Source organism: Salipiger sp. ABN3_019 (genome assembly GCF_056158605.1).
In genome coordinates this window covers 302,075-314,363 of sequence record NZ_JBSWTP010000004.1, presented here as the reverse complement: position 1 = coordinate 314,363, position 12,289 = coordinate 302,075, and the positions used below count along the sequence as shown (strand labels likewise).

Here is a 12,289-nt window from a genome sequence, read left to right as displayed (position 1 = left end):
GCGGCTCAGTGGTCGCGCCGCTTGCTGAGATAATCGTCGGTCGTCCGGGGCCGCGGGCGTTCCCCGGCGGCGAAAGGGTTGTCCTGCGCATGATACTGCGCATTCACCCGGCAGTCGTCACACATCTGGATCATCCGCAGCTTGTCCCCGCTGAACATGGCATGGGACTGAAGCTTTTCGGTGATCCGGTCAATGGTCGACTTCACGCCGAAGAGCGAACCGCACTCGATGCAGGCAAAAGGCTCTTCCTCGTTGATCACCCGCTGCTCCAGCGCCTCGTCGCCCAATTGCAGGCGCGGCTCGAGGGTGATCGCATCCTCGGGGCAGATGTTGGCGCAGAGGCCGCACTGCAGACAGGCGTCTTCCTGAAAGCGCAGCTGCGGCAGGTCGGGATTGTCGCCAAGCGCACCCGAGGGGCAGAGCGAGACGCAGGACAGGCACAGCGTGCAGGCGTCCTGATCGACCAGCACCGCGCCATAGGGCGCGCCTTCGGGCAGCGGCAGGGTCTCGGCACCGGGATGCAGGGCGCGAGCGGCCTGCCGGGTGATCTGGCGGCGGGTGCCCATGGGGCGCACCGGCGTGGCGACGGGCGCGGGCGCCTGCTCGGCATAGAGCGCTTCGGACATGGCGTCGGGGTCGGGCGTTTGCAGCAGCGTGACCTTGCCGCCACCGCTGATCGCATCGGAAAGCGCCACCTGCGCCGACAGCGCGGGAATATCGGCGCCCGGCCCCGGCAGCACGGTCACCGAGGCGAAACCGGCGGCCAACGCAGCCACCGTCTCGGCATGGCCGAAGGCGCCGATGGCGCGAATTTCCATCGGGATCACGTCGGCGGGGAGCCCATCGCCGTGGCGCGCCGACAGGCGGATCATCTCGGCGCCATGCGCATCATGCACCAGCAGGCGCGGCGCCTGGCCGCCCGCCTCGAGATAGGTCTTCGCCAGCGTCTGCACCCTGCGGAACGTGAGGTCCACTGGCGGTGCGTCGTAGCTGATCGCACCCGACGGACAGGCCGAGGAACAGGCACCGCAGCCGGCGCAGATCATCGGGTCGATCGTCACATGCTCGCCATCGGGCGAGATCGCGCCGGTGGGGCAGAGGTCGAGGCAGTTGGTGCAGCCGGTCTGACCCGCGCGCGAATGGGCGCAGAGCAGCGGCTCGGTGCGCACGTAGAGCGGCTTTTCGAAGGTGCCGACCAGATGCGAGGCGGCCATGACCGCCGCCGCCACCGCCTGCGGGCGGCCCGGATCGGCGCGCAGGTAGCCCTCGCGCTTTTCATGCGCCGGGAACAGCGGCGGCTCGCGGCGCAGGTCGAGGATCACGTCGCATTCCGAGATGCCACCGTCGCGCGGCTCGGTCAGCGTGAAGGCCCGGCCCTCGGGCTCGATCTGGCGCAGCGCGTCGATGGTCACGCGGAACTGCCCCAGCGCGCCCTGCGCCTTGCGCAGCTTGCCGGTGACCACATCGTAGGCGCGGGTGTCGGGAAGCTCGTCGGCCTCGTCCAGCAGCACGGTCACCCCAAGGTGCGGTGCCAGTTGTTCGGCGGCCTCAATCGCCACGTCAAAAGACCCCAAGATGAGGCACAATCCCTCAGAGATCACATCAAGGGTCTTCTCGGGGGCGGCGGGCAGCATGGCCTCGGCGGAGAGGGCGGACATTTTGGCCACTTTGGAGCCTTGGTCTGCGCTCCACCCGGCGCGGTCGCGCAGGTCCAGAAGCGGCGCAGGCTCGACCCCCAGTTCCTCGGCCAGTGCCTCGAAGGTGCGGCTCTCCTGCGTGCAACACAGGACAACATTCCCCTGCGTCAATCCCTTTGCGGCGCGGTCCGCCTGGGTGGTGCAGAGCGCTTTGCAGGGCGCGGTGACCTCGAATCCCGTCGCCTTGGAGATGGCCTCGGCATCGATGGGCTGACTGCCCATACAATCACATGTTATCAAGGTCTTGGTCATGACTTCCTTCCTGGCAGACGGCGCATCTCGAGGGCTTTCGTCGCTCGGTGAGACCGTTAGCTAGACCCGATTCGCCTGTCCCCACAACTCAATTCCTCGGGCGGAATGCCGCCGATCGGGCGGCGTAAGCCGCGTGTCAGCGCAGGGTGATTCGCATGCTGCGCCGCGGCACTTTTCCAGAGCAAAAAACTCGGGATGGACATTTCGTCCCTGCCTCATTTTTGCCCATTCCCCGACTACCCAAAATGTCCAGTCGAGGCCGCAGAATACCGCGGTGCACCGATTGGCTCTTTCACCATGAGGTCTACATGTTTCAATGAGCGCGGGAGGAAGGATATCACTGTGACCGGTCATCCGAGCAACGATCAATTCATGTCCATTGGCGTGGTTCTGCGCCGCACCCCCGGCGTCACCCGCTGGGCGAAATGGGCGTGGCGCGCCGTCGCGGTGCTGCCGGGCGCGGGCCCGGCGGACTGGCGAGAGCTGCGCCGTGAGGGGGATGTGGTCGAATATCACGCCGGAACTCTGACGCTGGAACTCTACCGCGCCGAGACCGAAGCCTATCTGCACGGCATCACCGCCCGCGAGCCGAGCGTCTATGTGATCATGCGCCCCACGCTGGGCGAGCACCCGTTCGAAATCGTGCTGGTCACCGCCTCGCCCTACGAGGCGCAGGACTATTCCGACAGCGGCGAGGACATCGTTGAAAAGGTGCCCATGCCCGCCGGGCTGCTCGCTTGGGTCGGCGATTTCGTCGAGCGTTATCATGAAGAAGAAGAGTTCGTGAAACGTCGCAGGGATCGTGCAAAGGTGGACGGCAAACAGGACGGCATCGGCGATCCGCGCATCTCGACCAGCGCGGATGTCTACGCCTCGCCCGCCCTGAAGCGAGGGAGGCTGCAGTGAGAGATTTCTGGTCCCGCCGCAAGGCCGCCGTCGAGGCCGAGACCCGCGCCGAGGAGAAGGCGCAGGATGATGCCCGCCGCGCGGAAACCGAGGCGCAGCTTGCCGAGCGCAGCGACGAGGAGCTTTTGGCCGAGGCCGGTCTGCCGCTGCCCGAAGAGATCACCGATGGCGAGATGGTGCGCAAGTTCCTGCAATCGCAGCTGCCCAAGCGCCTGAAGAACCGCGCGCTGCGCACGCTGTGGCGCTCGAACCCGGTGCTGGCCTGCCTCGACGGGTTGAACGACTACGATGGCGACTTCACCGCCGTGACGCCCGCCGCCGACTTCAAGACCACCTATCAGGTGGGCAAGGGGCTGCTGGCGCATCTCGAATACGTTGGCCAGAAGGACGACGAAGAGGCCGCGCCTGCCGAGGCTGCGGAAGACCCGCAGGCTCTTGCCGACACAGGTTTGCCTGATGAGGTCCCCACCGATGCCGGAACCGCCTCGATCCGCGCGCCCGAAACGCTCGGACCGACGGTAGAGGCGCAGCCGGTGATCCCGCCGCTGCAGCCCGCCGAGCCGCAGGCGGTGCAGACCGCCCAGATTGACCCCGAGCCCGAGGAAAGCCCCCTGCCCGCCAGCGCGCGGCGCATGCGCTTTTCCTTCGAGGCCTGATGATGACGGACACGCCCAATATGACCGCTGCCCCCGATACCCGCATCGCCGAAGAAGACCGTCTTCGTGCCGATCTTTATAACTTCCTTGGCCTGATCCTTGCGCGGCCAGCCGATCAGGGGCTGATCGACCAGACCGCCGGGCTGTCCGGAGACGAAAGCCCGATCGGCGAGGCGGTGACCACGCTGGCCAAGGTCGCGCGCCTGTCGAAACCGAAAGCGGTGGAGAGCGAGTACAACCGCCTCTTCATCGGGCTCGGGCGCGGCGAGTTGCTGCCCTATGCGTCCTACTACCTGACGGGCTTTCTGAACGAGAAGCCGCTGGCACTGCTGCGGCAGGACATGACCGCGCGCGGCCTCGCCCGCGCCGAGAATGTCTTTGAGCCTGAGGACAATATCGCCAGCCTCATGGAAATGATGGGCGCGATGATCGTCGGTCGCTTCGGCACGCCGGCGACGCTGGGCCAGCAGAAGAGCTTTTTCAACAAGCACATCGGCCCTTGGGCCGGGCATTTCTTTTCGGATCTCGAAGGTGCCAAGAACTCCGTTTTCTACGCCCCTGTTGGCCGTCTTGGCCGGGCGTTCATGGAGCTTGAGGCAGAAGCCTTCCGGATGAGCGCGGAGTGATCCGCATAGGGGCGGGCAACCGCCGCAACCCAGAGAGAGGAGGTCTCTCAATGAAGAGGAAAGACGAGCAGGCGAGCAGCCGCCGCGATTTCCTGAAGCTGGCTTCGACCGCCGCGCCGCTTGCGGCCGTCGCCGTGGCCACCACCAACGGGACCGAGGCCGAGGCCGCCGAGCCCGATCTGCAGTCGAACAAGCTGCAGGATACCGCGCACACCCGCGCCTATTACGCCGCCGCCCGGTTCTGACCGGACGAGGCTTTCCCCGCCAAGGACGACTGGTTGCGTGACGCCCGACTGTCCAAGGCTCTGAGCATAACCAAGCAAGCGAGGCACCATGGGGGGCCGAGCACGCAAGGGGAGAGAGAAACATGTTGAGGAAAAAGACCAACGGGGTTGCGCGACGCCCCCAGCGGACAAGTATCCTTTCCGAGGCGGCCAATGCCTCGGTTGATCGCCGCGCCTTCCTGCGCGGCTCGGGTCTGGCCATCGGCGGTCTGGCGGCGGTTGCCGCGACCGGCGGCACCGTGACCCAAGCCACCGCCGCCACCGCGGCCGCGGGCGACGTGAAGACCGTCAAATCGGTCTGCACCCACTGCTCGGTCGGCTGTACGGTGATGGCAGAGGTGCAGGGCGGCGTCTGGATCGGGCAAGAGCCCGGCTGGGACAGCCCCTTCAACCTCGGCTCGCATTGCGCCAAGGGCGCCTCGGTGCGCGAGCACGCGCACGGCGAGCGGCGCCTGAAGTACCCGATGAAGAAGGTGGGCGGCGAATGGCAGCGCATCTCGTGGGAGCAGGCGATCAACGAGATCGGCGACCAGATGATGGACATCCGCGACAGCTCGGGTCCTGACTCGGTCTACTGGCTCGGCTCGGCCAAGCACAGCAACGAACAGGCCTATCTGTTCCGCAAGTTCGCCGCCTATTGGGGCACCAACAACGTCGATCACCAAGCACGTATCTGCCACTCGACGACGGTTGCCGGCGTTGCGAACACATGGGGCTACGGCGCCATGACCAACTCGTACAACGACATCCACAAGTCGCGTGCGATCTTCATCATCGGCGGCAACCCCGCCGAGGCGCACCCGGTTTCGCTGCAGCACGTGCTGAAGGCGAAAGAGCAGAACAACGCGCCGCTGATCGTCTGCGACCCGCGCTTCACCCGCACCGCCGCCCATGCGGACGAATACGTCCGCTTCCGTCCGGGGTCGGACGTGGCGCTGGTCTGGGGTCTGCTGTGGCACATCTTCGAGAACGGCTGGGAAGACCGCGACTTCATCCGCAGCCGCGTCTGGGGCATGGATGAGATCCGCACCGAGGTCGCCAACTGGACGCCCGACGAGGTCGAGCGTGTGACCGGCGTGCCGGGCAGCCAGCTCGAGCGCGTGGCGCGGACGCTGGCCAACAACCGTCCGGGCACCGTGATCTGGTGCATGGGCGGCACGCAGCACACCAACGGCAACAACAACACCCGTGCCTACTGCATCCTGCAGCTGGCGCTCGGGAACATGGGCACCGCCGGCGGCGGCACCAACATCTTCCGCGGCCACGACAACGTGCAGGGGGCAACCGACCTTGGCGTTCTGGCCGACACGCTGCCGGGCTACTATGGCCTGACCGCGGGCGCTTGGGCCCACTGGGCGCGCGTCTGGGAAGAGGATCTGGACTGGCTCAAGGGCCGCTTTGCCATGCTGAAAGGCAAGGATGGCAAGGACAAAGAGATGATGGGTCTGACCGGGATCCCGGTCTCGCGCTGGATCGACGGTGTGCTCGAGGCGAAGGACAACCTCGAACAGCCCGACAACACCCGCGCCATGGTGTTCTGGGGCCACGCTCCGAACTCGCAGACCCGCCTCAAGGAAATGAAGACGGCGATGGAGAAGCTCGACCTGCTGGTCGTGGTGGACCCCTATCCCACCGTCTCGGCGATCCTGCACGACCGGACCGACAACACCTATCTGCTGCCGGCCGCGACGCAGTTCGAGACCTATGGCTCGGTCACCGCGTCGAACCGCTCGATCCAGTGGCGTGACAAGGTTGTGGATCCGCTCTTCGAGAGCCTTCCGGATCACATCATCCTGCACAAATTCGCCAGCAAGTTCGGCTTTGCGGATCGCATGTTCCGCAACATCCAGGTGAACGGTGAAGAGCCGCTGATCGAGGATCTGACGCGCGAGTTCAACAAGGGTATGTGGACCGTGGGCTATACCGGCCAGTCGCCGGAACGTCTCAAGATGCACATGGCCAACCAGCACACCTTCGACCGCACCACGCTGCGGGCGCTGGGTGGTCCGGCTGACGGCGACTATTACGGCATGCCGTGGCCGTGCTGGGGCACGCCCGAGATGAACCACCCGGGCTCTGCCAACCTCTACGACATCTCGATGCCGGTGGCCGAGGGCGGTCTGCCCTTCCGGGCCCGCTACGGCGTGGAGCGTAACGGCGAGAACCTTCTTGCCGAGGGCTCTTACACCGTCGGTTCCGAGATCGAGGATGGCTATCCAGAGTTCACCATGCAGATGCTGATCGATCTCGGCTGGGACAGCGATCTGACGCCCTACGAGCGGAAGATGATCGAATTCGTCGCAGGCTACATCGACGAGCGCCCCGAGACGGACACGGACCTTGGCGAGCAATCGCAGACCGGGCCCTACCCGTCGGACGCAGCCGAGAAGATCGGCGGCGTGAACTGGAAAACCGACCTTTCGGGCGGCATCCAGCGCGTGGCGATCAAACATGGCTGCGCCCCCTACGGCAACGCCAAGGCACGCTGCGTGGTCTGGACCTTCCCGGATCCGGTCCCGGTGCACCGCGAGCCGCTCTACACCAACCGGCGCGATCTGGTGGAAGACTACCCGACCTACGACGACAAAACCTTCTGGCGCGTACCGACCATGTACGCTTCGATCCAGAAGAACGACTTCTCGAAGGACTATCCGATCATCCTCACCTCCGGCCGTCTGGTCGAATACGAGGGTGGCGGCGACGAGACCCGGTCCAACCCGTGGCTCGCCGAGCTTCAGCAGAACATGTTCGTCGAGATCAACCCGCGCGACGCCAACAACCTTGGTGTGCGTGACGGGGCGGACGTCTGGGTCGAAGGCCCGGAGGGCGGCAAGGTCAAAGTGATGGCCATGGTCACCCCGCGGGTGGGCGAAGGTGTTGCCTTCATGCCCTTCCACTTCGGCGGCTATTTCGAGGGTGAAGACCTGCGCTCGAAATATCCCGACGGAGCGGACCCGATCGTGCTGGGCGAGTCGACCAACACCGCGCAGACCTATGGCTATGACTCCGTCACGCAGATGCAGGAGACCAAAGCCACTCTCTGCAAGATCATGCCAGCGTAACGCCAGCGAAAGGACACAAGGAAAATGGCAAGAGCAAAATTTCTCTGTGACGCCGAACGCTGCATCGAGTGCAACGCCTGCGTGACTGCCTGCAAGAACGAGCACGAGGTGCCGTGGGGCATCAACCGCCGACGGGTGGTGACCATTCAGGACGGCCAGCCGGGCGAACGCTCGATCTCGGTCGCCTGTATGCACTGCTCGGACGCGCCCTGTATGGCCGTCTGCCCGGTGGATTGCTTCTACCAGACCGAAGAAGGTGTGGTGCTGCACTCCAAGGACCTGTGCATCGGCTGCGGCTACTGCTTCTACGCGTGCCCCTTCGGCGCGCCGCAGTACCCGCAGGCCGGCAACTTCGGGTCGCGCGGCAAGATGGACAAGTGCACCTTCTGCAACGGTGGCCCGGAAGAGAACAATTCCGCAGCCGAGTTCCAGAAGTACGGGCGCAACCGGATCGCCGAGGGCAAACTGCCGATCTGCGCCGAGATGTGCTCGACCAAGGCCCTGCTGGCCGGTGACGGCGACGAAGTGTCGTCGATCTACCGCGAGCGCGTGGTGGCCCGTGGCTTCGGCTCGGGCGCCTGGGGCTGGGGCACCGCCTACGACGAAAAGGCCAACTGAGCCATCCCGGCAGGCCTGCGGGCCTGCCGCCACTTCAAGTCCCGCGCGGGGCGGCGATGGCCGCCGTTCCGCGCGGTTCTGGCGTGAACCTACATCCGGGAGATGACCATGCTGCGCCAATTGCTGGCCCTTTTCGCACTGGTCCTGATGGTCGCCGCCCCGTTGGGCGCCGCGGCTCAGGACGCTGTTTTGCTGCCACCCGAGCCTGACCGCTCCGCCACAGGCGGGGCGCAGACGCTCGAGGACATCATGCGCCGGCAAGCGGGCATCGAGATCGATGACAGCTTCCGCCGCGACAACATCGGTGGCGAGTCCCCCCGGCGCCCGAACTGGGCACGCTCGGCGGTGCCTCGGACCCCGACCTGTGGCGCGCCCTGCGCTACAACGAGGCCGACGTGCGCGCCTCGACCCTCAACCCCAACGGCAAGGTGCTGATCCAAGACGGCGGCATGTGGTGGCTGGAGTTCCGCGAAGGTCCGCTGGCCACGTACGGCGGCTGGCTGCTGCTTGGCACCATCGCCATTCTCGCCGTGTTCTTCCTGCTGCGTGGCCGGGTGAAGATCGACGGCGGCAAGACCGGCGCAACCGTGCAGCGCTTCAAGTGGATCGAACGCTTTGCGCATTGGACGCTGGCGGGCTCGTTCCTGCTGCTGGGGTTCACCGGGCTGTTCACGCTTTTCGGGCGCAAGTATCTGATCCCGCTCATGGGGCATGACTTCAACTCGGTGCTGCTGCATTACTCCAAGCTGATCCACAACAACGTCAGCTGGGCCTTCATGCTGGCGCTGATCATGGTTTTCGTCATGTGGATTTGGCACAACCTGCCCGACCGCACCGACATCACCTGGTTCGCGCAGGCCGGTGGTATCATCGGCAACAAGCACCCGCCCGCCAAGAAGTTCAACGCCGGTCAGAAGATCATCTTCTGGAGCGTCATCCTGCTGGGTGCCTCGGTGTCGGTCTCGGGCCTGTCGCTGCTCTTCCCCTTCGATCTGCCGCTCTTTGCCAAGACCTTTGCGATCCTCAACGATTGGGGCGTGCCGGGATGGGTCGGCATGGAAAGCTTCCCGGTGGCCCTCGCCCCGCAGGAAGAGATGCAGTTCGCGCAGCTTTGGCACGCCATCGTCGCCTTCCTGCTGATGGCGGTCATCATTGGCCACATCTATATCGGCACGATCGGCATGGAAGGCGCTTATGACGCCATGGGCTCCGGTCAGGTCGATGAGAACTGGGCGCATCAGCACCACTCGATCTGGTACGACAAGGTGAAGGAACGCGAAGCCGCCGAGGCCCGCAAAGCCGCCGGCAATTCGGCCACTCCGGCGGAGTGAGCCCATGGGCCGGCTGGCCTTCGCCTTTGTGCTGACGCTCTGTGCCGCCCCGCTGGCGGCGCAGGGCGAAAGCGTGCCCGAGTTCAGCACTTTGAAGGGTCACGGCGGGCCGATCATGGCGATTGCCGTCTCGCCCGAGGGGCAATTGGCGACCGGCAGTTTCGACAATTCCGTCGGGCTCTGGGAGACGGGCACGCCGCGCTGGCTCGAAGGCCATGAGGCGGCGGTGACAGCGCTGATCTATGGCCCGGATGGCACGCTGGTCTCGGGCGGCGATGATTTCGCCGTGCGGGTCTGGGGCGAGACGCCGCGCGTTCTGGGCCACCATCAGGGCAAGGTCGCGGCGCTTGCGGTCTCGCCCGATGGGCAAACGCTCGCCAGCGGCAGTTGGGACGGCACAATCCGTCTCTGGCCCCTGACCGGCGGCGAGGGCACCGCCCTGCCCGCGCCCGGCGCCGGGGTCAACGCGCTTGCCTTTGGCCCGGACGGAGCGCTTTACGCCGGAACCATGAGCGGCGCGCTGCTGCGCTACGCCCCGGAGGGCAGCACCCCTGTGCCGATGGTGCAGCACGGCTTTGGCATCAACCGCATCACCCTCGGCCCCGACTGGATCGCCTATGGCGCGGTGGATGGCGGCACGCGTGTGCTGGACCTCGAGACCGGCGCGCAGATCGCCGATCTCACGCTCGAGCGGCGGCCCATCTTGTCGATGGCCCACCACCCCGCCAGCCATCAGTTGGCAGTGGGCGACGGCGAAGGTTTCATCATGATCGTCGACACGCAGACATGGCAGATCACCCGCGACTTCCGCGCCACCCGTCAGGGGCCGGTCTGGGCGCTGGCCTTCTCGACCGATGGCACGGTGATCCACGCCGGAGGGCTCGACGATGTCGCCTATGCGTGGCCGGTCGAGATGCTCGACGCGTTCGAGCCCGGCATCTCCGGCGCGCGCAGCTTCCTGCGCGATGCCGAGACCATGCCCAATGGCGAGCGGCAGTTCATGCGCAAATGTTCGATCTGCCACGCCACGACCCCCGGCCCCTCGCGCAAGGCCGGGCCGACGCTGCACGGCGTCTTTGGCCGACCCGCGGGCACGGTGCCGGGCTACATCTACTCCGATACGCTGAACGGCGCGGGCATCATCTGGGACGAGACCACGATCGACGCGCTGTTCGATGAGGGGCCGGATCACTACATTCCCGGCTCCAAAATGCCCATGCAGGTGATCGCGGGCAGCGATGACCGCGCCGACCTGATAGACTATCTCAAACGGGCCACCACAGAGCAGCCCACCAAAGGAAAGTGACCACTTATGAAAGCCATGTTCACCGGCTTTGCCGCCATCATTGTTATCGGCATCGTGGCCTATTTCGGCCTGCACGAGATCGGCTTCTCTTCGGCTGAGGTCTATTCCACCTCCAACGCCCGGCTCGACGACCACTGAGCCGCGCATGACGCCGAAGGACGCCTCCGCCGACGACTACGGCCCGACGCTGGCCGGTGCTTCGATCCTCGTGGTCGATGACGAGCCGGGCATGCGCAATTTTCTGGTCAAGATGCTGGGGCCGCGCGTGCAGCGGGTGGAAGAGGCGGCCTCGGCGCAGGAGGCGACGCAAAAGCTCGACGCGGCGCATTTCGATCTGGTGATCCTCGACAACGTCATGCCCAAGACGACCGGGCTCGACTGGCTGGCCGAGCAACAGCGCAAGGGCTTTTTCGGCGACACCATCCTGATCACCGCCTATGCCGACCTTGATACGGCGATCACCGCGCTGCGCGCCGGGGTCAGCGATTTTGTCCTGAAACCCTTTCGCGCCAATCAGATCCTTGGCGCCGTGGCGCGCACGCTCGACCGCAAGTACCTGCGCCGCGACAACACGCTGCTGCGGCGAGAACTGCGCACCGGCCATTTCCAAGGCAAGCTGATCGGCAAATCCGAGGTGATGGTCGCGGTGCGGGCGCTGCTCGCCAAGCTGGCACCGCTGCCCACCCCGGTGCTCTTCACCGGCGCAAGTGGCACCGGCAAGGAACTGGCCGCGCGGCATTTGCACCAGCTTTCAGACCGTGCCGAGAAACCCTTTGTGCCGGTCAACTGCGCCGCCATCGCGCCCGACCGCATGGTGCAAGAGCTCTTTGGCAGCCTCGAAGGCGGCGAGCGGCTGAAGCCGGGGCTACTGCTGCTGGCGGATGGCGGCACGCTCTTCCTTGATGAGGTGGCGCAGATGCCCGAGCCGCTGCAGGCGGCGCTTTTGCGGGTGCTCGAGGATCAGCGCATCCGCCCCGCCGGAGCCGAGCGGGAACTGCCGCTGAACCTGCGCTTTCTCTTCGCCACCAATGCCGATCTGCCGCAGATGGTGGCGCAGGGCAAATTCCGCGCCGACCTCTATCACCGGATCAACGTGCTGACGGTGGAGATGCCGCCGCTGTCTGATCGGTCGGATGACATCCTCGAACTGGCGGCGCTCTTCACCAAGCAGTTCAGTCAGGCGCTGGGGATGCCCGGCCTCACCCTCGACGAGCAGACGCTGCTCAAGCTGCGGCGCTACGACTGGCCGGGCAACGTGCGCGAACTGCGCAACCTCGTGGAACGCTCGGTGATCCTCGGCGGCTTTCCCGAGGAATTCGCGGGCGCGGGCAGCGTAACCGGCGCGCAGGCGATCGAGGACCTCGACCTCGTGGTGCAGCGCCACATCCTGCATATGCTCGACCTCTGCGACGGCAACCGGGCCGAGGCGGCGCGCCGCTTGGGCGTGTCGCGCAAGACCATCGACCGCAAGATGGCGCAATGGGGCGAAGAGAGCGTTTCACCGCCGCCGCCCCTGCGCTAGGCTCGGGCAAAACCCGGCGGAGCAGACCC

Annotated in this window: 10 protein-coding genes and 1 pseudogene; 10 read left to right on the top strand and 1 reads right to left on the bottom strand. The window is 65.8% G+C overall.

Annotation, left to right across the window (positions count from 1 at the left end):
- Nucleotides 1-5 precede the first annotated feature (5 nt).
- Nucleotides 6-1,949, bottom strand: a complete 1,944-nt coding sequence (locus tag ACXAD2_RS05330) for a 4Fe-4S binding protein (protein WP_475167839.1) — start codon at nt 1,947-1,949, stop codon at nt 6-8.
- Between the two features lie 372 nt (nt 1,950-2,321).
- Here ACXAD2_RS05330 and ACXAD2_RS05325 point away from each other — a divergent pair, with 372 nt between their 5' ends.
- From ACXAD2_RS05325 to ACXAD2_RS05280, 10 genes and pseudogenes are all read left to right on the top strand, one after another.
- Complete coding sequence (locus ACXAD2_RS05325; protein ID WP_475168200.1) at nt 2,322-2,855, top strand: DUF3305 domain-containing protein; 534 nt, start codon at nt 2,322-2,324, stop codon at nt 2,853-2,855.
- Nucleotides 2,852-3,511: a DUF3306 domain-containing protein gene (locus ACXAD2_RS05320; protein ID WP_475167837.1), complete on the top strand. Its 660-nt coding sequence runs from the start codon at nt 2,852-2,854 to the stop codon at nt 3,509-3,511. The genes ACXAD2_RS05325 and ACXAD2_RS05320 overlap by 4 nt, the downstream gene beginning before the upstream one ends.
- Before the next feature lie 20 nt (nt 3,512-3,531).
- The gene (locus ACXAD2_RS05315; protein WP_475168198.1) at nt 3,532-4,137 is read left to right on the top strand and encodes a TorD/DmsD family molecular chaperone; all 606 of its coding nucleotides are present in this window, start codon (nt 3,532-3,534) and stop codon (nt 4,135-4,137) included.
- Nucleotides 4,138-4,187: 50 nt separating this feature from the next.
- Nucleotides 4,188-4,382, top strand: coding sequence for a twin-arginine translocation signal domain-containing protein (locus tag ACXAD2_RS05310; RefSeq protein WP_066111398.1), 195 nt, complete (start codon nt 4,188-4,190; stop codon nt 4,380-4,382).
- 122 nt (nt 4,383-4,504) lie between these two features.
- On the top strand, nt 4,505-7,483 hold the full coding sequence (locus ACXAD2_RS05305) for a formate dehydrogenase subunit alpha (RefSeq protein WP_475167834.1): 2,979 nt from the start codon (nt 4,505-4,507) through the stop codon (nt 7,481-7,483).
- Between the two features lie 24 nt (nt 7,484-7,507).
- The gene (gene fdh3B, locus ACXAD2_RS05300; RefSeq protein ID WP_066111394.1) at nt 7,508-8,101 is read left to right on the top strand and encodes a formate dehydrogenase FDH3 subunit beta; all 594 of its coding nucleotides are present in this window, start codon (nt 7,508-7,510) and stop codon (nt 8,099-8,101) included.
- A 108-nt stretch (nt 8,102-8,209) separates the two neighbouring features.
- Nucleotides 8,210-9,432, top strand: a pseudogene (locus ACXAD2_RS05295) (formate dehydrogenase subunit gamma).
- Between the two features lie 4 nt (nt 9,433-9,436).
- Complete coding sequence (locus ACXAD2_RS05290; protein ID WP_475167831.1) at nt 9,437-10,738, top strand: c-type cytochrome; 1,302 nt, start codon at nt 9,437-9,439, stop codon at nt 10,736-10,738.
- A 6-nt stretch (nt 10,739-10,744) separates the two neighbouring features.
- Nucleotides 10,745-10,876 (top strand): hypothetical protein, encoded by a 132-nt coding sequence (locus tag ACXAD2_RS05285; protein WP_257784706.1) that lies wholly within the window; start codon nt 10,745-10,747, stop codon nt 10,874-10,876.
- Nucleotides 10,877-10,883: 7 nt separating this feature from the next.
- A complete protein-coding gene (locus ACXAD2_RS05280; protein WP_066111388.1) occupies nt 10,884-12,260 on the top strand; it encodes a sigma-54-dependent transcriptional regulator in 1,377 nt (458 codons plus the stop codon).
- The last annotated feature ends 29 nt before the right edge of the window (nt 12,261-12,289 follow it).